15 protein-coding genes are annotated in these 23,858 nt (G+C 68.4%); 6 read left to right on the forward strand and 9 right to left on the reverse strand.

Going from position 1 to position 23,858, the window contains the following annotated elements:
- Window positions 1–257: electron transfer flavoprotein subunit alpha/FixB family protein (locus RN629_RS05685; RefSeq protein WP_407034310.1), on the forward strand; the 257-nt coding region annotated here is incomplete at its 5' end.
- Window positions 258–315: 58 nt separating this feature from the next.
- Here RN629_RS05685 and RN629_RS05690 read toward each other — a convergent pair.
- The 3 genes from RN629_RS05690 to RN629_RS05700 form a co-directional block, all read right to left on the reverse strand.
- Window positions 316–2,754: a hypothetical protein gene (locus RN629_RS05690; protein WP_407034311.1), complete on the reverse strand. Its 2,439-nt coding sequence runs from the start codon at window positions 2,752–2,754 to the stop codon at window positions 316–318.
- A 92-nt stretch (window positions 2,755–2,846) separates the two neighbouring features.
- Window positions 2,847–3,722: a glutathione-dependent disulfide-bond oxidoreductase gene (gene yghU / locus RN629_RS05695; protein ID WP_407034312.1), complete on the reverse strand. Its 876-nt coding sequence runs from the start codon at window positions 3,720–3,722 to the stop codon at window positions 2,847–2,849.
- 73 nt (window positions 3,723–3,795) lie between these two features.
- Window positions 3,796–5,301, reverse strand: coding sequence for a hypothetical protein (locus RN629_RS05700; RefSeq protein WP_407034313.1), 1,506 nt, complete (start codon window positions 5,299–5,301; stop codon window positions 3,796–3,798).
- Window positions 5,302–5,585: 284 nt separating this feature from the next.
- On the opposite strand from RN629_RS05700, the gene RN629_RS05705 reads away from it, so the two are divergent.
- Genes RN629_RS05705 through RN629_RS05725 form a run of 5 tightly spaced genes read left to right on the forward strand, consistent with a single transcriptional unit; the run spans window position 5,586 to window position 11,163 of the window.
- On the forward strand, window positions 5,586–6,497 hold the full coding sequence (locus RN629_RS05705) for a glycosyltransferase family 2 protein (protein ID WP_407034314.1): 912 nt from the start codon (window positions 5,586–5,588) through the stop codon (window positions 6,495–6,497).
- Window positions 6,472–7,272: a ChbG/HpnK family deacetylase gene (locus RN629_RS05710; protein WP_407034315.1), complete on the forward strand. Its 801-nt coding sequence runs from the start codon at window positions 6,472–6,474 to the stop codon at window positions 7,270–7,272. Before RN629_RS05705 ends, RN629_RS05710 begins: the two co-directional genes overlap by 26 nt.
- Window positions 7,273–7,287: 15 nt before the next feature.
- Window positions 7,288–7,839: an RNA polymerase sigma factor gene (locus RN629_RS05715; RefSeq protein WP_407034316.1), complete on the forward strand. Its 552-nt coding sequence runs from the start codon at window positions 7,288–7,290 to the stop codon at window positions 7,837–7,839.
- Window positions 7,836–8,795 carry a FecR family protein gene (locus tag RN629_RS05720; RefSeq protein ID WP_407034317.1) on the forward strand — a complete coding sequence of 320 codons (960 nt, stop codon included), beginning with the start codon at window positions 7,836–7,838 and terminating at the stop codon, window positions 8,793–8,795. Before RN629_RS05715 ends, RN629_RS05720 begins: the two co-directional genes overlap by 4 nt.
- 10 nt (window positions 8,796–8,805) lie before the next feature.
- Entirely contained in the window at window positions 8,806–11,163 is a 2,358-nt protein-coding gene (locus RN629_RS05725) for a TonB-dependent receptor domain-containing protein (RefSeq protein ID WP_407034318.1), read from the forward strand.
- Between the two features lie 16 nt (window positions 11,164–11,179).
- Here RN629_RS05725 and RN629_RS05730 read toward each other — a convergent pair whose 3' ends face one another.
- The 6 genes from RN629_RS05730 to RN629_RS05755 all read right to left on the reverse strand — a co-directional run bounded on the left by RN629_RS05730 (window position 11,180) and on the right by RN629_RS05755 (window position 23,548).
- Window positions 11,180–12,220 (reverse strand): patatin-like phospholipase family protein, encoded by a 1,041-nt coding sequence (locus RN629_RS05730; RefSeq protein WP_407034319.1) that lies wholly within the window; start codon window positions 12,218–12,220, stop codon window positions 11,180–11,182.
- A 526-nt stretch (window positions 12,221–12,746) separates the two neighbouring features.
- Complete coding sequence (locus RN629_RS05735) at window positions 12,747–14,657, reverse strand: alpha-L-fucosidase (RefSeq protein WP_407034320.1); 1,911 nt, start codon at window positions 14,655–14,657, stop codon at window positions 12,747–12,749.
- Window positions 14,658–14,680: 23 nt separating this feature from the next.
- Window positions 14,681–16,993, reverse strand: a complete 2,313-nt coding sequence (locus RN629_RS05740) for a GH92 family glycosyl hydrolase (RefSeq protein ID WP_407034321.1) — start codon at window positions 16,991–16,993, stop codon at window positions 14,681–14,683.
- On the reverse strand, window positions 16,990–18,414 hold the full coding sequence (locus tag RN629_RS05745) for a glycoside hydrolase family 125 protein (RefSeq protein WP_407034322.1): 1,425 nt from the start codon (window positions 18,412–18,414) through the stop codon (window positions 16,990–16,992). The genes RN629_RS05740 and RN629_RS05745 overlap by 4 nt, the downstream gene beginning before the upstream one ends.
- The gene (locus tag RN629_RS05750) at window positions 18,411–20,930 is read right to left on the reverse strand and encodes a glycoside hydrolase family 3 C-terminal domain-containing protein (RefSeq protein WP_407034323.1); all 2,520 of its coding nucleotides are present in this window, start codon (window positions 20,928–20,930) and stop codon (window positions 18,411–18,413) included. Before RN629_RS05750 ends, RN629_RS05745 begins: the two co-directional genes overlap by 4 nt.
- Window positions 20,927–23,548 (reverse strand): beta-mannosidase, encoded by a 2,622-nt coding sequence (locus RN629_RS05755; protein WP_407034324.1) that lies wholly within the window; start codon window positions 23,546–23,548, stop codon window positions 20,927–20,929. The genes RN629_RS05750 and RN629_RS05755 overlap by 4 nt, the downstream gene beginning before the upstream one ends.
- Window positions 23,549–23,858 lie beyond the last annotated feature (310 nt).

Raw genomic sequence — 23,858 nt, forward strand, 5'->3', positions numbered from 1 at the left:
GCGCGTCCCGCGCGGCGGTCGATGCGGGCTATGCGCCCAACGACTATCAGGTCGGGCAGACGGGCAAGATCGTCGCGCCGGACGTCTATGTCGCGATCGGCATTTCGGGGGCGATCCAGCATCTGGCGGGGATGAAGGACTCCAAGGTCATCGTCGCGATCAACAAGGACGAGGACGCGCCGATCTTCCAGGTGGCCGATATCGGCCTGGTCGGCGACCTGTTCACCATCGTCCCCGAACTCACCAGCAAGGTCTGAGCCTCAACCCGCCCCGCATCCCCGGCGCAAAGCCGGGGGGCGGGCGATGGTGGGGCGGCTAGGACCCCGCCGTACCGCTTGCGAGCGTGAACACCACGCCGGGCGCGTCGCGCAGCGTCAGGCTCGGCATGCCGTCCTTCGCCACCGGCACGGCGAGCCGCGCGGCGGTATAGCCGGGCGGAACGGTGACGGCGCCCGCCATGTCGGGCGTCGCGGCGACCCGGTCGATCAGGAACAGGTCGCGCCCTTCCATCTGGCAGGCATTGGCGGTGCAGCGCAGCGCGTCGACATGGGGCAGGCGCACCAGCGTCGCCAGCGGCTGCCAATCCCCCTTCACCGCCCCGCGCACCACGCGGTAGCGGAGCGCGCCGAAGACCGCCGGACCCAGCCGCGCGGGATCGAGCGTCGCCACCGCGACATCGGGCGAGGACAGCCGGACATCGCGCCCACCGTCCAGTATCAGGGTCGCCGCGCCGTCCGCCGTCGCCACCTCGACCCCGTCGGTCGGCATGAAGCGCTGGCCAGGGGCCGCCCGCAGCGCGAAGGTAAGCCGGCTGTCGTCCGGCAGGCCGGTTTCGTCCCGCGTCGCCAGCGCCAGCCCCTGGGTGGCGGATCGGGGCGACAGGCTGCGGGAGGCCAGGCTGGCCGCCGGGCGTGGCGGCGCGCTGGTGACGGGGATCGACAGGCTGCGGCCATCGGTCAACTGGATGCGCGCGTTATTGCCGTCCGGCGCGGGACCATCGGCGGCGGTCGCGACCAGATGGTCGGTATCGCCGTCACGGGTCAGGGCGCCGGGGGTCAGCCGTGCCTCGCCGATCCGCAGCCCGGCGATCTCGTCCAGCCTTTGTCCGGTCAGCGTGACCGAACGGTCGCCTTGCGCCAGCGTGACCGTGTCGACACGGCTCGCGGGGGCGAATGCGCGCATCGTCACGGTCTGCGGCGTGGGGCGGCCCATCTGCTGGACGTCGAGCGTCACATCGCCGGCCCGCGCGCCCTTGAGCGGCAGGGTCAGCGTGATCGCGTCGCCGCCGCGCCGGGTGAAGGCCACGGGCTGCGCATCGCCCTGGCCGGTTCGCATCGACACCGCGGTGACGCAGGCGGCGGCGGGGCCGGTCAGCGTGACCGGATTGTCGCGCCCGACGACCAGGCTTTGCGCCGCATCGGCGGTACGCCACGCCCCGTCATCGGGGAATTGCAGGGTGAAGGCCGGGCCTTCATATGGATCGAAACCCCACAGGCCGCGCAGGCGCCCGGTCACCTTGCCCGACAGCCCGCCGGGCAGGGGCTGCGCCAGCACATAGCCGCCGCGATCGGCGCGGGCGCGAACGGGCACGTCGATCGTCTTGCCATCCGCCAGCGTCAGGCTGGCCACCATGTCACGCGCGAAATCGGTCGAATAGATCAGCGGCGCGCCCTCGACCGGCAGGACCAGCCCGGGGCGTGCGCCGCACAATGCCTGCTCTCCGGTCACGCGCAGGCGCGGCGGATTGCCCTTGTCGATCGCGGGCATGGCGGCGACCAGGACCGATTTCGGCTTGGCGAAGGAGGGCGCGGCATTGAGCAGCAGCGAAAGATGATCGCCGTCGCGCAGCGCCAGCGTCGGCAGATAGCCGAATTGCGGATTGCCGAACGCGCCGAACACGCGTGCGATATCGCGGATGACGCCGATATAGGGGCTGTAATAGCCCAGCCCTGCCTCGCGCGTGTAGCTGAGTTGCAATGCCAGGTCGGTCGGCGCGCCGATCAGCGTGTCAGTCATCGAACTGCTGTGAATATCGGCCAGCACCAGCGCGTCCCGATTTTCGAGCAGGCATGCCGCCTGCAACTCGATCACCCGGGCCAGACAATCCGGGTTGAGCTTGATCGCCAGGCTGCTGGCGAGCGCGGGGGCCAGGGTCCGCAGGAATTCGGGGTGGCTGTTCTCCTGTGCCCGGATCGCCGCGACGAACGCATTGAGCCGCGAGCGGTCGAGCGAGGCCTGGTTCAGATCCTGCACCGCGCGGACGAACTCGCCGGGCCGGTCGCGGACCGCATCGACGATCGTGCCCGACGCGCCGCCGGTCTCGGGCACCAGGAACAGCGCCATCTGCCGCGCGCCATCCGGCACGGTCAGGGTCAGGCGGCGGTCCTTGTTCTTCTGCTTCCATGTCTCGGCGGACTGGACCCAGGATTTGGGCGGCGGATTGGTCGCGCCGCTCAGAAAGGCGGAAAAGAGCAGATAATGCGCGCGCTGATCCTGGGGCAGGTCCGCCTCGATGGTCAGGCGGTCGCCGGTGGCCAGGTTGGGCACCTGCGCGATGGGCAGGGTGGCCTTGCCGCGCGTGACCAGGATGCGCAGCCCCGGCCCCGGCAGGTCGAACGGTGCCGGGTCGGCGGCGACAGGACCGGCGAAGGCCAGCGCGGCGACGGACAGCGCCAGCCGCCAGGGCCGTCGACGCAGCGCGGAGCGGTGGGCAGCAGAGGGGCAGCTGGCAAAGGAGCGGGGAGCGGGAGGCATGTCGGACTTAATGCGCGTTCCTGCGCGGCGATCAAGCATCGTGCGGCGGATCGCGCAAGGCTCCATCGCCCCCGCGATCCGCCTGCCGGGTATCAGGCGTCGGTCGCCGCCAGCTTGTCCTGGGTGCGCTGCTCGAAATCGCTCGAGTCATGGCGTTCACGCAGTTGTTCCGCCGGATCGCCGATTACGCGATTGACCATCCGCCCGCGCCGGACGGGCGCGCGTGCGCCCAGCTCATCGGCCCAGCGGCGCACATGGGTATACTCCCCGACCTGAAGGAACTCGGCCGCATCGTAGAGCTGGCCCTGCACCAACTGTCCGTACCACGGCCAGATCGCCATGTCGGCGATGCTGTAATCCTCGCCCGCGACATAGCGGTGATCGGCGAGTTGCCGGTCCAGCACGTCGAGCTGGCGCTTGGTCTCCATCGCATAGCGGTCGATCGCATATTCGATTTTCATCGGCGCATAGGCATAGAAATGGCCGAAGCCGCCGCCCAGGAAGGGCGCGCTGCCCATCTGCCAGAACAGCCAGGAGAGCACCCGCGCCCGGGCGCCGGGCTCGGTCGGCAGGAACGCCCCGAAACGCTCGGCGAGATGCATCAGGATCGCGCCCGATTCGAAGATCGCCAGCGGTTCGTCCCCGCTCCGGTCGACCAGCGCGGGGATCTTGGAATTGGGATTGATGCCGACAAAACCGCTGCCGAATTGATCGCCCTCGCTGATGCGGATCAGCCAGGCGTCATATTCGGCATCGGCGTTCCCCGCCGCCAGCAATTCCTCCAGCATGATGGTGACCTTCACGCCGTTGGGCGTGCCCATCGAATAAAGCTGCAACGGGTGACGTCCGACCGGCAAGTCCCGGTCGTGCGTCGCGCCCGCAACGGGGCGGTTGATCGCGGCGAAGCGGCCGCCGCTCTCCTTGTCCCAGGTCCAGATGGCGGGCGGGGCATAGGCGTCGTCACGCATGGGCGTCAGGCTCCAAAGGCTTCGACGCCGCAGATGGTGCGAGGCGCATGGAAAAACAACCGCCGACGCATGTCTATCGCACCGGTGGAACGGGCAGGTCGCGGCGGAGATAGAGGATCTCGTGCCGCCCCTCCCGCGGGGTCATGAAAACCGGGCGATAGTCGCGGGCCAGCGCGTGGTCGACCATGGTGTTCGTGGCCATGTTCCAGGGCGAGAGCGGATCGTCCAGCGTGACGATGGTGGGGGGATGCCGGGCGAGGATCGCGGACACCTCGGCCGTTTCATCGATGCCCAACGCCCCGCGCTCGGCGTCATAGGCCAGCGAGGAGGGAAAGGCATAGGCGGTCGGCACGCAGTCGCCCGACAGATGGTAGAGGATCGAGTCGCCGGCAAAGACATAGGGACAGCCGCCCCGATCGGCGGCGGCCATCATCCGCGCCATGCGGCGTATGCCATCGCTTTCCAACGGATCATTGGTGGCGGCGTGATAGGCGAGCAGGGCGGTGCCGATCGCGAAGACCGGGATCACCGCCTTGCGGCCCAGCATGGCAAAGGCGGGGGCGGCGGCCAGCGCGAGCGGCGCGACCAGTGGCAAGGCGTAATGGTCGAAGAACGCGCCGATCATGGCAAAGGCGATCAGGGCAAAGGCCAGCCAGATCCGGGTCAGCGTCAGGGCCGGGCTGCGCGGGCCTTTCCGCCAGGCGATCACCGCACAGACGATCAGTGGCAGCAACTGCCCGCCGATCCCGGCCAGCCGTCCGGCGATCTTGGCGGCCGGATAGCCGCGCCGCAGCGTGATCGAGGCGAAATTGGCGAACCAGAAGGCGTCGAAGGAGGCCGGGCCGTTCCACCAGAAATGGAACACAACCAAAGCGGTGGGCAAGACGCCCATCGCCATCCATAGGAGCGCCGCCGCCATGACGGTCGGCCATGGGGCGCCCGCGCGCCGCAGATACCAGAGATGCGCGAGGCCGAAAAAGGCGCCTTCGACCACCGGCGTATATTTGATCTGGATCGCGATGCCCGCCAGCAGGCACGCCAGGATACCGCTGGTCACGATCGCGCCCACCGCGCGCCGCGCCGCCAGCCGGGGCAGTTCGAGGGTCAGCACCGCGGCGGCGGTCATGGCAAGGTTGTAGAAGACGGGCGACTGGCCGCTGCCGCCGCTGAGCAGCGGCAGCCACAGGATATAGGCCGCCCCCGCCGCCAGCCCCGCTTCGCCATTTCCGGTCATCCGCCGCGCCGCCGACCAGATCAGCCATGCGGTGGCGGCGGTGCAGGCGGTCGCCACCAGTTGATAGGCGAGGATGCCGTCGCCGGGCAGCAGGCGGAAGGCGGAGAACAGCAGGAACAGTCCCGGCGGCTTGCGGTCCCACAGATCGATATAGAGGCGCGCGCCGTGCAGGATGCGGTCGCCGACCAGCAGATAATATTGCTCGTCCACATGCGCGACGACATTGCCGTAATCGCGTGCGCGCACGGCGACCGTGAAGAGCAGCAGCAGAAGGGCGACGGGCCATGCCCGGTCGGACCAGATCATGGCGTGGCGATGGTGGCGAGGCTCGGCAAGGGTCATCATCGCGAAACGTCCTGGTCGCAGGGCCCAAAGCGGCCATGGCGCGAGGCCGCCCGAGCGGCCCGTCGCATCGGCTGCGCTTCCACGGATCGGGGGCCTCCTGCAAACGAAATCTCCATGGTTCCATCATCGAGAAAAAAACTTCGCCAACCATGTCCGGTTGGTGTCGGCTGGTGTCGTCCATTCGATTGGAACCTTCCCTGCGGATCGCCGGCCGGAACCGGGGACACGGGGGATGAAGGTTCCACCCATTTGATGGAATTCGCTTTTCTAGACGGGGTGGAACGATGCTGCTCGATGCGGAAGGTGCGGCTTGGCGGAATGCCCAGGCCTGGACCGATGCGGGATTGACGGAAGTCGCACGCCGCCCGGCCATGGACTGGACGGTCGTCGTGCCGTTCTTCAACGAAGAGTCGGGGCTGGCCGAGACACTGGAAAGCTTGGCGTCGCAGACGGTGCGGTTCCGCCTGGTGCTGGTCGACAATGGCTCGATCGACGACAGCGCCCGGATCGCGCGAGCGGCCTGCGAGCGGCTGGGCCTCGACCATGTGCTGGTGCATCAGGGGATGCCGGGCAAGGTCCATGCGCTGCGCATGGGGTTGGACTATGTCCATACGCGCTATGTCGCGACCTGCGATGCCGATACCTGGTATCCGCCGCGCTATCTGGCCGAGGCGCAGGCGCTGCTGGAGCGGCCCGGCTGCGTCGTGGCCGGGGCCTATTTCATCGCGCCGGGCGACGGAGAGGATGAGCGCCGCCGCGAGTCCGCCAATATCCGTATCGCCGCCCGCCTGCTGCCGCGCCAATGCCATGCCGGGGGGGCGGGGCAGGCGTTTCGAACCGAAGCGCTCAAGGCGGCGGGCGGTTTCGATCCGCGCCACTGGAATTATGTGCTGGAGGATCATGAGGTGATCCACCGCGTGATGCGTCATGGCACGATGCGCTATGACGACGGCCTGTGGTGCGTGCCCTCGGACCGCGAGCGGGACCGCGAGTCGATCCGGTGGACGCTCACCGAGCGAATGCTCTACAGCATCACGGCGCCCTTTGCGGGGGAGTGGTTCTTCTATGATTTCCTCGCGCGGCGATTGCGCGCCCGGCATTTGACGACCGAGCGGATGCGCGAGCGCGCCTATCAGACATTGGCTGGCCAGACACTGGCGGGAGTGGTGGGTGAACCAGCTTATTCTCTGCGCTGACGATTTCGCCTTTTCGACCGAAGACAGCATGGTGATCGCCGCGTTGCTGCGATCGGCCAAGTTGAACGCCACCAGTTGCATGACCGTCCGCCCCAACTGGATGGAGGACAGCGCGATGCTGCGCGACGTGCCGGCAACGGCGCAGATCGGCTTGCATCTGGTGCTGACCGAGGAAGCGCCGATCCATCCCAATGGCTTTACCCGCGACGGGATGATGCCGGGCATCGATCCGCTGACCCGGCTGGCCGCGCGGGACCAGCTCGACGGGTTGGAGATCGCGCGCGAGGTGGAGGCGCAGTTCGACCGGTTCGAGCAGGCGATGGGCCGCCCGCCCGCCTTTGTCGACGGGCATCAGCATGCGCACGCCTTGCCCCACGTGCGCGCGATCGTGCTGGCCACCACGCGCCGCCGCGCGCCCGATGCCTGGGTCCGCACCTGCCAGGATCGGGTGAGGGCGATGCTGGGCCGGCCCTGGCGTGGCAAGGCGATCGGCAGCGCCTTTCACTCGCGGGGCCTGTCGCAGGATGCGGCGGCGTTCGGCCTGCGCTGCAATCGGGGATTCGCCGGGCATTACGGCTTTGACGGACATTTCGGCGCAGCGTTCCCGCGCTTCCTCGACCAGGCCGGACCCCGGCATCTGGTCATGTGCCATCCGGGGGCCGGACAGCGCCCGGGCGATGCGATCGCGGCGGCGCGGGTGAATGAAGCCGCCGTCTTGCGCGGTCTTTCGGTTTCGGACATGGCGGAGGTTCGCGGGTTGGCCTTCGCCGCCTGACCGAGAGGATGTTCATTGCCCGGCGCAGGTCTGGAAAGCCATTTCATCGGCGCGCGGCCTTTGCTGCGCCGATTGCTGGCGGCCCGGCTCGGTTCAGCCGAGGAGGCGGAGGACGCGCTGCAGGATCTGTGGCTGCGGGTGACGGGCCTGAACGATGCGCAGATCGAGCAGCCGGTGCCGTTCCTGTGCCGCATGGCGACCAACCTGGCGACGGATCGGCGGATCGCGGCGGCGCGGCGCGGCGCGCGCGATGGCGCGTGGGAAGAGGTGCAGCCGCAATCGCAGGAATATGCCGATCCCGAGCGCATCGTCGGCGCGCGCAGCGAACTGGTCCGCGCCCAGGCGCTGGTGGCGGCGATGCCCGATCGGATGCGCGAGGCTTTCACCCTGTTCCGCTTCGACGAACTGCCCCAGCGCGTCATCGCCGAACGGATGGGCGTGACGGTGAGCGCGGTCGAGAAGCTGTTGCGCCGCGCCTATCATTATTTGCAGGAAAATCGTCTTGTCGAGGGTGCGGATGGCATGTCTTCGCATCGTCATGACAGTGAAAGGAGCGCGGACCAGTGACGCGTCGGGAACAGGCGATCGAATGGCATATTCGGCAGCGCGACATGACCGCCGCCGAATGGGATGCCTTTGCCTCCTGGCTGGAGGCCGATCCCGCCAATGCGCGCGCCTATGATGCGGTGGCGATGGCCGATGCCGCGCTGACGCCGGGGATGGTCGCGGCGACGCCGGCCGAGGCTCCGGTGGAGCCGCTTGCCACGGACGCCGTGGTGGAGGCGGCGAACGACAATGGCGGCTGGGGCCGCTGGTGGCTGCTGTCCGGCGTTGCGGCGGCGGTCGCATTGGTGGCCGGGCCGATGCTGTGGCATCAGGGACCCGACATCCGGATCGAACAGACCGCGCCGGGCGAGCGCCGCGTGATCGCGCTCAACGACGGCACCCGGATCGAAATGGCGGGCGGGTCGCGGTTGCGCATCGATCGGTCCGACACGCGCGTCGCGACGCTGGAGGACGGACAGGCGCTGTTCCATGTTCGCCACGATCCTGCCGCGCCGTTCGAGCTGCGCTCGGGCGAGGTGACGATCCGCGACCTGGGCACGGTGTTCGACGTTCGTCGTGCGGGCCAGCGGCTCGATGTTTCGGTCGCGGAAGGATCGGTGGCGCTGATGCCGCCGGGCCAGACCGTGGCGCTGGCGGCGGGCGACGGCGCGTCGCTGGACGAGGCGTCGCACAGCCTGCGCCGGATGCGGGTCGATCCGGCGCGGGTCGGCGGATGGCGTGACGGCGCGCTGGACGTGGACGGTGAGACGGTGGCGGCGATTGCCGCGCGACTGCAATCCGCTTATGGAGTGCGGATCGCGGTGGAGGGGCCATTGCGCGCCCGCAATGTCACCGGCTTGATCCAGATGACCGGCGATGCGCAACAGGATGTGCCACGCCTTGCGAAGCTGATCGGAGCGGAGTGGCGCCAAAGCGGTGGGAATTGGGTTTTGCGGGCGCCGAGCGAGGATCGTTGATCGCGGCCTGATGGTGGCGGCCGTGTTCGTCGTGCCGGCGATCCTGTCCCCTCGTCCGGCCATGGCCCAGCCGTCGCGATCCGGGACGCCCCGGCGGATCGTGCTCGCCCCCGCGCCGCTGGATTTCGCGCTGCGCGAACTGGCGCGCCAGGCCGGGATCACCATTATCACCACCGATGAAGGCTTGCGCCGCGTGCGGACCCGCGGCCTTGTGTCGGATGGGCCGCCTGCCCGCGTGCTGGCGACGATATTGCGGGGCACCGGATACCGGGCGGTCGCGATCGATGCGACCAGCTTTCGCATCGTCGGCCAGCCGCGCCGTCCGGCTCCCAGGCCGTCGCCCTCTCTGCATTCCGCCGCTCTCCCCGCGCCGCGGATCGCCGAGGCGGGGCGCGACATCATCGTCACCGCCAGCAAGCAGGGCACCGTGCTGGCGCGCTATCCGGGCAGCATCTCGATCATCGGTCGCGGCGTCACGGTGCCCGCCGGCGGCGCGGACCTGAGCGCGGTCGCCGCGCAGACGCCGATCCTGCAAACCACCGCGCTGGGGCCGGGACGCAACAAGCTGTTCATCCGGGGCATCGCCGACAGCAGCTTCAACGGCGCGACCGAGGCGACCGCCAGCCTGTATCTGGACGAGGTGCAGATCGCCTTTGCCGGACCCGATCCGGGGCTCAAACTCTATGACATCGCGGAGGTCGAGATCGCCGAGGGGCCGCAGGGCGCACTCCACGGATCGGGCGCGATCGGCGGGATCGTCCGGCTGACGTCCAATCCCGTCTCGCTCGACCATACCGGCGGCCGGGTGGAGGCGGGTGCGGCGCTGACCGATCATGGCGGCCCTGGCGGCGACGGGGCGATCGTAGCCAATATGGTTCTCAAGCCGCAGACGCTGGGCCTGCGCGTGGTTGGCTATCATGCGGTCGAGGGCGGCTATATCGACAATCGCCGTACCGGCGCACGGCACATTAATCGCGTATTGACCAGCGGGGTGCGCGGCACGCTGCGCTGGCTGCCGGGCAATGGCTGGGTCGTCGAACTGGGCGGCGGCACACAGGCCATCAATGCCCGCGACGCGCAATATGTCATTGGCGAGAACACGCTGGAAACCCGCGCGGCCATTGCCCAGCCGTCATGGAGCGACATGCGCTTCGGCCGCCTGGTCGTGACGCGCAACTGGGATGACGGGTTGCAGTTCGTGTCGGCCACCGGGCTGGTCGGCGGCGCATCGTTCGAGCGATATGACGCGACCGTCAGGGGGCCGTATCTCTCCTATCAATTGAGCGGCACCAAGTCGCTGTTGACGCATGAGACGCGGCTGTCGCGGCGGTTGGCGCGAGGCGGCTCCTGGGTCGTCGGCGTCAATTTCGCGGCGGACCAGTCGGTCATGGGCCGGTCGCTGACCACCCGGCGGAACGAACGGCCGGTGCTGGGTGTCACCAACGTCACCCGCAGCGGCGCCTTGTTCGCAGAGGCGACGTATCCGCTGACCGAGGCGCTGTGGCTGACGCTGGGCGGGCGCGTGACCGTCGCGCGGGTCGATGGCGAACCATCGATCATCCCGCGCACGACCTATTATATCAAGGGCCGCTCGACCACCCGCGTCGACCCGACCTTCGGCGCGACCTGGCGGGTGGGACGGGGCTGGACGCTGTTCGGGCGCTATCAGTCGGGGTTCCGCACCGGCGGTCTCGCCGTGGCGACGGGGGCAGGGCGGGTCGCGAATTTCGAATCCGATTCGATCGTCATGACGGAAATCGGCCTGCGCCACACACGCAGCGGCCCGACCGGCCTGTCCGCCTCGCTAAGCCTGTCGCGCGCCAACTGGGACGCGATCCAGGCCGATCTCATCAACCGGCAGGGCCAGCCCTTCACCAGCAATATCGGCAATGCGCGGATCGACGCACTGGAGGGCTGGGCCGAATGGACGCCGCGCGCGGACTGGCATGTCACGGGCGCGCTGTTCCTGACCGACAATCGCGTCACCGGACCGATCGCCGAGCATAGCCGTGCGCGCAATCGTCGCCTGCCCGAAACGCCCAGCGTGTCGGCGCGGATCGGGGTAGAGCACGAGCGGCCTCTGGCTCGCGACTGGACGCTGTCGCTGCGTGGCGAGGTGGCGATGGTCGGCCCGTCGGTGCTGGGGGTCGGCGACCTGCTCGATGTGCGGCAGGGCGGCTATGGCGTCGGCAATATCGGCATCACGGCGCGGCATGGCCCCCATGCACTGGCGCTGACGCTCGACAATCTGCTCGACGAGCGCGGCGATCGCTTCGCCTATGGCAATCCCGTCCTGCTCAGCCGCCAGGAGGTCTCGACCCCGATCCGGCCCCGGACGATCGGGATGCGCTGGACCGCCGATTTCTGACCGCCGCGCCGCCGCGTCAGTCGCCCGTCATCGCTTCCTCGACCAGCCCCTCGAACGATGAATCATGGCCGATGAAGCGGCGATTGGTGGCCAGCCATTTCTCCGCCTGGTCGCGGCCCATCGCGCGCAGGTCCTGGAGCACCGACCAGCGCGTATCGACCTTGCTGATGCTGAACCGCCCGGCCAGTTCGGGCGGCGGCGACAGGAGGTGCAGGTTGACTCGCGCGATCGCCTGCATCCTGGGATCGGAGGAGTGTTCGGCGCGCGCGATATCCTGAATCTCGGACAGGGCGCGCAGATCGCGCCGCAGACAGGCGTTGAAGCTGATGTCGCTGACCCGGCGCATGACGTCGCTCACCCCGCTGCCGAGATCGTCGACGGTGAAGGGTGTGATCTGGACGATGATCATGTCGGTCGCGCCGACCGCATCGGTCAGCAGCGGTTCCAGCGCCGGATTGGCGGTGAAGCCGCCGTCCCAATAATATTCGCCGCCGATCTCCACCGCCGAGAACAGGTCGGGCAGGCAGGCCGAGGCCATCAGCGCGTCCAGCGTCACCGCCTCGCCGGTGAACAGGTGCGGGGAGCCCGTCGCGATATGCGTCGCGGCGACGTGCAACGGCACCCGCGTCTGATGGCGAAGCAGGTCCAGGTCGATGCTGTCCTGCACCGCGCGCCGCAGAGCCCGCATGTCGCGCACGCTGGGCAGGAAAGGGGCGACATAGCGGCTGGACAGGTTGGCGATGTCGAGCGAGCGGCGCAGCCAGGGTTCGAAGAACGGCCCGCCCCAGTGACCGAAGTCGAGCGGGGCGAGGGGCGAGGCATTGGCCACGGTGCGCCACAGTCGCTCCATCGTGTCCCGCGCGCCCTCGCAGCCATTGGCGGCATAGCCCGAGACGATCGCCGCGCCGTTCATCGCCCCGGCGCTGGCGCCGCTGACGCCGACCAGATCGACACCCTCTTCCAGCAGGCGTTCGACCACCCCCCATCCATAGGCGCCATGGGCACCGCCGCCCTGAAGCGCGAGGGCGATACGGGGACGGACATTTGGGGTTGCCATGGTGATCTCCCTGCAGACAGACCGGAATGGCCAGGATCGGCCAGCCGCCGACCATCGTCGCGATCAACCCGACCCAGGCGCGCAGCCCCGGCCCCTGGTCGAGCAAGTTGCGCGACCTGGGACGCAGCCACCACAGGATCGCGACGCTGCCCGCCACGAACATCAGCCACAGCGTCAGCAACGCGGCGCGGCGCAACGGGATCCCGATCGGCGCGACGGCGGGCATCGGAAGGGCCATGAACAGCGCGCGTCAAAAGGCGCAGATGCGGGGCACGGCGCTCGACGGCAGCAAGCGATGGCGCGATCACGCGGCGAACGACGCGCTGCTGGGGAAGCATGGGGAGAGAGCAGGGCTATGGCGAGGACGGCGTTGGCCGTCAGCGCCGCGCGTCGATCGGCGGCGAAACGCCATGCCGGCAATGGATCGGCATTCCACGCGCCGATCCATCCGGTCCCTGCTTCGCCCTTTCGCTTCTGCACCATCATCATCGGCGGCGCACCGGGCGCCGGTGATGAGCGGAGCGGATCAGCGGCTGGTGAAGGCCCCGATCCCGGCGATCGCCAGCCTGGAGGCGGGCACCGCGCCTTGCGCGAATTGCAATCGCAGATAGCGGACCGGACGCGCGCTGGTGAAGGGCAGGCGCTGGGTGGAGAGCGCATAGGCGATATTGGAGAATTCGCCCGACCCGGCCGGGGTCCAGGTCTTCCCGTCGAGGCTGGTCTCCGCGACATAGCCGCGCGGCGGGGCGGCGTCGATCATCACCTGGCGCGAGGGCGTCAGGCTGAAGCCCGCGACATCATGGACCTGCCCCATGTCGACCGTGACGCTGGCTGGCTTGTCCGGCGTCGGCGTGGGCTGGACCCAGATGGTCTTGGCGTCGTTGTCGAGCAGCTTCTCCGCACCCGGCGCGCTGGCCGCGACGATGGTCCAGCCCTTGGTGTCGAGGACGGTGGGATCGCTCGATACGATGGCGGGGACGGGGACGGGGGCGACGCTTCGGAACAGCGAAATCTCGCTGATCGCCGGACAGACCGGCGCTTCGACGATGCGCAGGCGGACCCGGCGCGCGGTGATCGGCGCGGGCAGGCGGATGATCCGCTGCGCACCGATGCATTCATGCTCGGCGAGTTGCTGCCACTGGCCATCCATCTCGGCATCGACCGCGAAGCGCGTGACGCGGACACCGAGCGGCAGATATTCGCGGATGCGGATCAGGTCGAAGCGGCGACCCGGCGGCAGGTCGAGCGTCAGGCTGGGCGTCGTCACGCCGTCGGGCGCGGACCAATAGGTGTCGCGATCGCCGTCCAGCACCTTCGCCGCGTCATATCCCTTGCCGCGCACATGGCTGGCGCTCGCCACCGCGCCCCGGGCGAGGTCGGTCGCGAAGCTGGCGCGGATCGCATCGCCGAAGCTCTTCAGGATCTTCACGTCCTGATCGGGGATGCGGCCACGCCGGTCGGGCGGCAGGTTCAGGTTCATGTTGGTGCCGCGCGCGACCGAGGTGTCGAAATAGCCGACCAGATTTTCGGGGCTGCGGACCTTGGAGTCCTCGTCGGCGTGATAGAACCAGCCGGGCCGGATCGAGGTGTTGGTCTCGGCCGGCCACCACAGGGGCCCGCCGCGCACGCCCGAATTGCCTTCCGCCTGGACATAGGGATGGTTGGGCATGGTCGGCCAGCAGGGATCGCCCGCCACGCCGTCCTCATTGCCGACCCATCGGATATCCGCGCCCAGCGGATCGAAGGTGCAGGCCATGGGCTGATGCTGGTGGACCAGCGCGATGATCGACGGCCAGTTATAATATCTGGGCGCGTCGATCTGCCGTGTCTCGCGCGCGCCGCCATAATAGCCGTCACCGCCATTCGCGCCGTCGAACCAGAATTCGAACAGCTCACCATAGCCGGTGCAGAGTTCGACCACCTGGCGACGGAAATATTCCACATAGGAGGGCCGCCCGTAATCGGCGCGGTTGCGGTCCCAGGGCGAAAGATAGATGCCGAAGGCCAATCCGCCGCGCTTGCAGGCGTCCGACATCTCGCGGACGATATCGCCCTTGCCGTCCTTATAGGGCGAATTGCGGATGCAATGCTCGGTCAGCATCGTCGGCCACAGGCAGAAGCCGTCATGATGCTTCGCCGTCAGGATGATGCCCTTCAAATTCCCCGCCTTGGCCGCCGCGACGATCTGGTCGGCGCTGAAATCGGAGGGGTTGAACATCCGCACGTCTTCGTCGCCATACCCCCATTCCTTGTCGGTGAAGGTGTTCATGGCGAAGTGGACGAAGGCATATTGTTCGCGCTGGTGCCAACGCCACTGCCGTGCGGAGGGCACCGCGCCATACGGCCTGGGCGCCGACGCGCCACGTTGCGCCAGCGCGGGGGTGGCGGTCGCGACGAGGCCGGAGGCGAGGACGGCGCGGCGGGAGAATTCGGTCATGATCTGGTCGGCTCCGGAAGGGATCAGGCGGGCATCTGGTCGAAGGACGGCGGCCGGTCCTTTGGATCGCGGCCAAAGGCGGGGTTCGGCCTGGCCCCCATGGCAAAGGTCAGCGTGCCGCCCTTCGCCAGCGTGGCATGGTCGATCCAGCTCTTGCTCCAGGGACGGCCATTCCACGTCACCGACTGGACATAGGGCGTGTCGGGACCGTTGCCGGGCGCATCGACGACCAGCTCCCGGCCCTGGCCGAGCGGCAGCGCCACCCGCTCGAACAACGGACCGCCAAAGACATACGCGCCGCTGATCGGATCGACCGGGTAGAAGCCGAGCGCGGAGAAGAGGAACCACGCGCTCATCTGGCCACAGTCATCGTTGCCGATGATGCCGTCAGGGGCGTTCCTGTACATCTCGGTCAGCAGACGGCGGACCATCCGCTGGGTCTTCCACGGCGCGCCGACATAGGCATAGAGATAGGCCGCGTGCTGGTCCGGCTCATTGCCATGGGCGTACTGGCCGACCAGCCCGGAAATGTCCGGCGGCGCGTTCTTGGGCAGGGTCGAGGGCGCGTTGAACAGGCTGTCCAGCTTCGCCTCGAACCTGGCGTCGCCGCCCATATGGCGGATCAGGCCATAGACATCATGCTGGTTCAGGAAGGTCGCCTGCCAGCCATTGGCCTCGGTATAGTCACGCCACCAGGGCTTGGGCATATGGCCGAGCTGGATGGGGTCATAATCCTTCCACCAGCTGCCGTCGTTGAAGCGCGGGCGGGCGAAGCCGATCGTCGGGTCGATGACGTTGCGCCAGTTGCCCGACCGCTTGCGCAGCCGGTCCGCCTCCGCCGTCTTGCCGACGGCTTTCGCGATGTGCGACGCGGCCCAGTCGTCATAGGCATATTCCTGCGTTCGGCTGACGCTTTCGAACCAGATGTCGGCGGGGACATAGCCCTTGGCATCGTACAGGTCGCGGCCCTTGCTATTGTCCTTGTCGGGTGCGGCGAAGTCGAAGCTGCGGCTGGCGATGCCCGGCCAGGCGGATGCGTAATCGGCGGGAATGCCCTTCACCAGCGCTTCGGCCATGATCGCCGTGCCATGCCAGCCGATCATCACGCCCGTCTCCTTGCCCTGGAGCGGCCAGACCGGCGGGCCATAGATGCTCTCGCGCGTCTGGCGGATCACATCGTCGATCAGCTTCTTCGCCTGGACCGGCTGGGTCAGGATCAGCCAGGGATGAAGCGCGCGGTACGTGTCCCAGGTCGAATAGGTGCTGTAGGCGAACTGCCCGGACGGGAGCCGGTGGACCTTGTCGTCCAGCCCGACATAGCGGCCATCCACGTCCGAAAAGAGCGTCGGCGCGATCAGCGTGTGATACTGGGCCGAGGCCATGATCGCCTGCTGGTCGGGGGTGCCGCCCTGGATGCGTAGGCCGTCCAGCGTCTCTGCCCAGCGGGTCATCGCGGCGCGGCGGGTGCGGTCGAAGTCCCAATGATACGCCTCGGCGGCGAGATTGGCCCTGGCCCCCGCCACATCGACCGCGGAGATGCCGCAGCGGATCAGCAGCGGCGCATCGCCCAGTTCGTCGAAGAACAGGGCGGCCTTGAGGCGCTTGCCCTTGACGGCCAGGCCCGTCGCGGGGGCATCGCCATCGCCGTAGAGCTGGATGCGCGTCGGCGTCTTCGACAGTTGCATGGCAAAGAAGATGCGTCGCCCATCGGCCCAGCGGAACACGCGCCGGGTGCCGGTAATCGTGCCGTCGGGTTCGATGGTCAGCGCGGCGTCGGTGATGAGCGGCTTTTCGCCGGGCTTGTCGAGGACGAGGTGGGACAGGTCGATCAGGACATGGCCCGGCCCCCTGGGATAGGTGTAGCGGTGCCAGCCGGTCCGCTCGGTCACGGTCAGCTCGGCGAGGACACCAGACTCCAGCCTGACGCGGTAATAGCCGGGCTCCGCCTGTTCGTCCGAGTAACGCTGGCGATAGCCGGCATCGGGATCGGACAGCGGCCCCGGCACCAGCTTCAGCGGCTCGCGCGTCGGCACGACCAGCACGTCGAGCATGTCGCCGATGCCGGTGCCCGACAGATGCGTATGGCTGAACCCCATGATCGATCCATCGCCATGGTGATAGCCCGAACAGGTGGCCCAGCGCTCGACATCGGTGTCGGGGCTCAACTGCACCATGCCGAAGGGCAGGACCGCGCCGGGATAGGTATGTCCGTCGCCGCCGGTGCCGACGAACAGGTTCGGGCGAACCGGCGCGGGCGCGGGGGCCGCGCTGGCGATTCCGATGGGCAGGGTCGCAAGGGCGGTTCCGGCGAGAAGCGAACGGCGGCTCAGGATCATGCGAACGTCTCCCGCAGGACTTGCGGCCGGGTGGCCGCGATATGGACGATCAGCTCGCCGAACAGGCCATTGGCCCAGGCGAACCAGTCGCGCGTGAATTTGGCGGGATCGTCGATATCGACCCCTTCGTGAATGAAGCCGGTGCCGCCATGCGACCGCCGGATCATCGCCAGGCTGTCGCGCAGCAGCGCCGGATCGGTCGAGGTCAGCGCACGGGTGATGACCGACATCGGCCAGACCTGATCGGGGCCGGTATGCGGGCCGCCGATGCCGGTGATCGCGCGCCCTTCGAAATACCAGGGATTGGCCGTGCTCCAGCACGCCGCGACGGTGCGCCGCCACAGCGGATCGGCCGCATCGACGCAACGCAGATAGGCGAGGCCCGACAGCGAGGGCACATTGGCGTCGTCCATGAAGACGGCATTGCCATAGCCATCCACCTCATAGGCCCAGACCCGCTCGCCGGTCGGCAGCGTCATCGTGCCGAACTGCTTCAGCGCGGTTTCCACCTCGGCGGCGAGCGCGGTCGCGTCCTGCGCCAGCGCGGCGTCGCCGACCGCGCTCGACAAGGCCGCGAGTTCGCGCAGCGTCGTCATCGCAAACAGGTTGGCGGGCACGAACTGGCCGTAAAGACAGGCATCGTCCGAGGGGCGGAACCCCGAATGGATCATGCCATTGGGGCGCGTGGGCAGGCCGGTGCCGCGATAGAGCGTCTCGGTCGGCTCTGGGGCGGAGCGGCGGAAGCGATAGGGGCCGGGGCCGTCCTTGCGCTGCTGTTCGCGGAACGTCCTGACGATCGCTCGTGCCGAGGCCTTCCACTCCGCGTCGAAGGGGGTGGTGTCACCCGTCTCGCGCCAATAGTCATGCGCCAGCCGGATCGCGTAGCACAGCGAGTCGATCTCCCACTTCCGCTCGGCGACGCCGGGCTTCATCTCGGTATCGTCCTTCAGCGCCCAGCCGAGATTGGTCCTGGCGTTGGGGTCCTGCATGAAGGCGTTGGCGTAAGGGTCGATCAGGATCGATCGCGCCTGCCGCCCGATCAGCCCGCGAAACAGGCGCCCCAGCGCCGGATCACGCGTCACCAGATGCAGATAGGGCCGAAGCTGCGCCGCAGAATCGCGTAGCCACAGACAGGGAATGTCGCCGGTGATGACGAACGCGTCGGGCCTGCCGTTCACCTCGCCCAGCGACAGCACCGTCGTATCGAGCGTGTTGGGATAGCAGTTCCCGAACATCCAGCGGAGTTCGGGATCGGCGATCATCCGGGCGATGCGCGTGATCTCCGCCTCGACCGCCTTCGACACGAAGCGGCGATCGGCGACGGCCGGGCGCTTGCTGATAAAGCCAGGCGCGGCGGCGAAGGCGGGGGTGGCGGCGAGTGCGGCGGCGCCCGCCATCCACTGGCGACGATTTGGGGTCATTTCGGCAGCGCCTGGGCGTTGCCGGTGACGGTGAACCGGGTCCACTGGCCCGCGCCGTCGCCCGGCTGGCCGCCGCCGATATAGAGCTTGTATGTGCCCGGCAGGATACGCCGCGTGCCGTCGCGCCAGACCTGGCTCATCAGGCGGGGGTTGATGGTGAAGCGCGCGGTGCCCGCCTGACCGGGCTTGAGCGCGATCCGGGTGAAGCCGACCAGCTGGCGTTGCAGCACGGGATCGGTCAGCACCGGCTTTTCGTCGGTCGCGGGCGGGACCAGATAGGCCTGGGCCACTTCCTCGCCCGTGCGCGCGCCGGTGTTGCGCAACTGCACGGCGACATCGACCGGCTGGCCCGCCGTCACGCTCGCCGTCACGCTGGGGGTGCCATAGTCGAACCGGGTATAGCTGAGCCCATGGCCGAAGCCCCAGGCGGGCTTGCCGGTGAAGTAGCGATAGGTCCGCTCCTTCATGCCGTAATCGGCAAAGGCGGGCAGGTCGGCGGTCGACTGATAGATGGTGACGGGCAGGCGACCCGACGGATTGACGTCGCCGGCCAGGATCTCCGCCAGCGCGGTGCCGCCCTCGGCCCCCGGATAAAAGGCCGCCAGCGTCGCGGCGGGCCTGATCTCGCCGAGTGACACCGCCGAGCCCGATAGGACGACCGCGACCACCGGCTTGCCGGTCGCCTGCAATGCGGCGATCAGCTTGCGCTGGATTTCGGGCAGCACGATGTCGGTCCGGTCGCCGCCCGCAAAGCCGGGGACCGAGACACCCAGCGCCTCGCCCTCCAGATCGGGCGACAGGCCGACGACCGCGACCAGCACGTCGGCATCGCCCGCCACCTTCAACGCCTCGGCCAGTTGCGCCTCGGCCGGGGGCAGCCATTGCAGGCGGAACCCTTCGTCGCCGCCCTTGTGGTCGATCTCGACCCGGATGCGGCGCGGGGCGGTGCCGTCGATCACCGTCTCCAGACCCTTGCTGCCGATCACGCCGTCGATGACCAGCTGGTCGTCGATCCACAGCTTGACCGGATCATGCGGAGGGCAAGCGTGCCAACAGGCGGGACCGTTGAGCTGGAGCTTGTACTGGCCCGGCCCTGGCGGGGTCAGCGTGCCGGTCCAGCGACGGCGGAACGGCGCGATCTTGGTATAGTTGAAATCGATGCGGCGATCCTGCGCGGATGCGCCCCACTGGCCATCGGCCCCCATGGTCTCGACCGCCAGACCGGGCTTGCCGTTCGCCGACAGCGCGGTTTCGGGAACATTGACGAACGCCCCCTCGGCCAGCACCGACCCTTGCGCATAGCGGACGTCCGATCCGAATGTGCGGCGAATACCGTCCAGCGGCGTCACCGGATCGATCGCCGATCCATGATAATTGCCCTCCAGCACGCCCAGATCATCGGCATTGGCGCCGAACACCGCGATCCGCTTGCCCTTGAGCGGCAGCAGGCCGCTGGGATTGTCGAGCAGGACGATGCCCTTGCGCGCCGTTTCCAGCGCCAGGGCGCGATGGGCGGGGGTGGCGAGCTGGCTGGGCCTGATCGCGTTCCAGGGCGAGTCGACCGTCAGCATCCGCCGCACCGCGAGCGCACGGGCCAGCGCGGTGTCGATCTCGCCTTCGGTGACGAGGCCGCGCGCCACCGCCTCGGGCAGCGAATGATAGGTGTTGCCGCAATTCAGGTCGGTCCCGGCGCGCAGAGCGGCCGCCGCCGCCGTCGCCGCATCGGGCCGGGCATGGTGAAAGAGCCAGATATTGCCGACCGCATCGCAATCGGACACCGTCAGCCCGTTAAAGCCCCAATCGGTGCGCAGCCGCTGCGTCAACACCATCGGATCGGCGCAGACCGGCGTGCCGTGGATCGCGTTATAGGCGCACATCACCGACAGCGCCTTGCCCTCCATCACCGTCGCGCGGAAGGCGGGGAGATAGGTCGCCTCCAGATCGCGCGGCGACACCATCACATCGAAGCTGTCCCGCCCGCCCTCCGGCCCCGAATGGACCGCCAGATGCTTGACGGTGGCGATCGCCTTGGGATGCGTCAGGTTGGGGCCTTGCAGGCCGCGCACGAAGGCGATGCCGATGCGGCTGGTGAGATAGGGGTCTTCACCATAGGTCTCCTGCCCCCGGCCCCAGCGCGGATCGCGGAAGATGTTGATATTGGGCGACCAGATGGTCAGCCCCTCGAACAGGCCGCGATCGGCGTCGATCGGCCTGGCATTGAACTTCGCGCGCGCCTCGACCGCGATGACGTCGCCGACCTTCTGGATCAGCACGGGGTCCCAGGTCGCGGCCATGCCGATCGCCTGCGGGAAGACGGTCGCGGGGCCGTTGCGCGCGATGCCGTGCAGCCCTTCGCTCCACCAGTCATAGGCGGGCAGCGCGAGCGCGGGTTCGGCCGGGGCCTCATTGACCAGCTGCGCCGCCTTTTGCGCGATGGTCAGCTTTCGCGCGGCTTCGGGAAGCGCGGGGGGCGTTGCGACCGGACCGGCGGCGGCGAGGAGGAGGAACGGGATCACTGGGCGTCCTTCGGACCGAGGGTGTAGATGGTGAGCGTCCGCGCCAGCGTGGCGGCATCGGCATCGCTGTCGATGGTGAGCGAGATGCTTTCGCCGGGCAACAGGTCAAAGCCATCATCGGACGGTTCGGCGGCGATCGTCCCGAAATTGACCTGCACCTGACGCGCCAGGTTGCGGGCCTTGAGGGTCAGGTGCTTGCCCTCCCACCGGGCGGTGATGCCGGGCGCTGGATAGGCCATGTCGCGCGGCACCTTGCGCTCGATGATCTGGCGCGCGATCGCCTTGTCGCCGTCGAACAGCTCGGCAACGGCGTAGCTGGCCTCCGGCGCGGCCCCGGCGAAGAGCGTGGCGTCCGGGATCAGCGCGACGTCGCTGGCCGAGGCGGCGGCCATGGTCACCCGGCCCGATTGCGACCCCAGCGTGCGGCCGTCCATCGCATAGCCGGTCACGCGCCATCTGAGCGGCACGGGGCGCGTCGCGTCGGAAACCAGTGCGATCCGCGTCGCGCCGGGCTTCGTTTCCGCGACGATGGTCTGGGGCGCGAAGAAGCGGCGGACCTCGTGCTGGAGCATCTTGTCATGCCCGGTCCAGTCGACACTCGACCAACTAATTGCGGGCCAGCTGTCGTTGAGCTGCCAATAGAGAGACCCCAGCGTTACCGGGCGGCAGGCGCGGTGGTGGCGGGCGGCAAGACCGATGGCGCGCGCCTGCATCGCCTGGCTCAGATAGACCAGATCGGCGAAATCGCGCGGATCGCGCAGATTTTGCTTCAGGTAGAAGGTGATGCGGTCATTGCCCTCGCCCGCCAGGAACTTCTGGTGGGCTTTCATCACCGGGCTGTCGATGCGGAAATCCGCCGGATCGGCGAAGGTCGCGATGGTCGACAGGTCGGGAAACGCCTGAAAGCCATATTCGGACATGAAGCGCGGGCAGCTGTCGGTGTAACGCTCGACCGGCTTGGAGCCCGACCAGACGTCCCAGAAATGGCGGTCCCCATCCGTGTCGGTGTCGGTCGGCCCTTCATAATCGGTCGAGGGCGATCCCGGCCAATAGGGGATGCCGGGCGAATATTTCACCACCGCCTCGCGCAGCACGCGGTCGAACAGCACCGCCATGCCGGTGCCGATCCGCTCCTGCTCGTCGGGGCCGACCGCCTTCTTGAATGCCTTGCGGTCCGACCAGTTCTCCCAGCCCGACAGCACTTCGTTATTGCCCGCCCAGATGACGAGCGAGGGATGCGCCTGGAGCCGGGCGACCTGCTCCTCCGCTTCGACCCGGACATTCTCCCGGAATGCCGCGTCGGGAGGCGTGACCGCACCGCCGAACATGAAGTCCTGCCAGACCATCAGGCCCAGCTCATCCGCGGTGTCGTAGAAGCGATCTTCGGGATAATAGCCGCCGCCCCAGATGCGGACCATGTTCATATTGGCGCGGACCGCCTTCTCCAGCAATTCGCGCTCGGTGGCGGCGGCGACGCGGGCGGGGAAGGCGTCGAAGGGGATGACGTTGCTGCCCTTGGCGAAGATGAGGTTGCCGTTGATTTTCAACCCGAAGCTGCCGCTTTCGCGGACCAGTTCGACGGTGCGCAGTCCGGTCCGCTTCTCGGCGGTGTCCGCGCCCGCCAGCGTCGCGGTGACGGTATAGAGCGGATGCGCACCATAGCCGACCGGCTGCCAACGCTGCGGTTTGGCGATCGAGACGGGGACGGTCACGTCGTTCACCCCCGGCTGGAGCGCGACGTCGCGGCGGACCCGGATGCGGCGGCCGTCGGGGCCGGTGACGGTCACATCCATCCGCCCCGTCTGCGCGCGATCAGCGACGACCGAGGCGCGGGTGAGGATGCGCGCCTCGGCGTCGGTCAGCGCGTCCTGCTCGATTCGCAGCGTGTCGATCCGGGCGGCATCCCACGCCTCCAGCCGGACCGAGCGCCAGATGCCGATATCGACGATGCGCGGTGCCCAGTCCCAGCCATATTGGTATTTGGGCTTGCGGATATAGGGCGATGTCTGAACCCCCTTGGGCTCGTCGCCATAGGGCGAGTCATATTCGCCGGGCAGCGGGTGTTTCTCGGCCCGCACCATCGGCTGGAGTGTCCTGATCGGCGAGGCGAAGGTGACGACGACCTCGTTCGCGCCAGCCCTGAGCAACGCTTTGGCGTCGCCCCGCCAGCGGCGATGCGCATTGTCGGCGGACAGCAGCGGCTGGCCGTTCACCGTGACGGTGGCGAAGGTGTCGAGCCCGTCGAACACCAGGTCCAGATGGTCGCGGCGCAGCATCTCCGGCGTGACGTCCAGCGTGGTGCGATATTGCCACTTGGTCAGGCCCGCCCATTGGATCGCGGCCTCGTTCGCGCCTTTATAGGGATCGGGGACGATCTTCGCGGCGATCAGATCCTGCTGCACGCTGCCCGGCACGGTGGCGGCGACCCATTGCGCGGCCTGCGGATGCGCGTGCGCCGTAGCCGCGTCCCTGGGATCGATCCGCACCTGCCAGCGATCGAGCGTCGCCACCATCCTGGGTGCGGCCAGCGCGGGGAGGGGCAGGGCGAGCGCGGCGAGGATCAGGCCGAGGCGATGCCGCAAGGCAAATTTGGCCGAGGACGACGTCTGGCCCGCCATGGGTGTATCCGCATGGCTGGAGCATCCCACTGCCAAAGGGGCGTTTCCCTGTCGCTTCAGGTTGTTCCTCACCAGCCCTTGCTCCCCAATCCACCGGCGTTTCAGTCGCCGGTATTCTCATGATATGCTTTGGTATCATGCCGGGGCGGGCCGAAGGCGTCCACCTTTTTTGCACGCAACGCCGGGTGTCCGGTCGATACGATCGATCGGTGACACGAAATGGCATGTCGCCTGCCGCGCGGGCGGCCTCCCGATCACGGCCGCCCCGATGATAGCGTGCGCGGCGGCAGCCATGCCGGCGTGCGGGCGT

Origin of the sequence: Facivitalis istanbulensis (assembly GCF_040560405.1) — a bacterium.
GTDB lineage: Bacteria > Pseudomonadota > Alphaproteobacteria > Sphingomonadales > Sphingomonadaceae > Sphingomonas > Sphingomonas istanbulensis.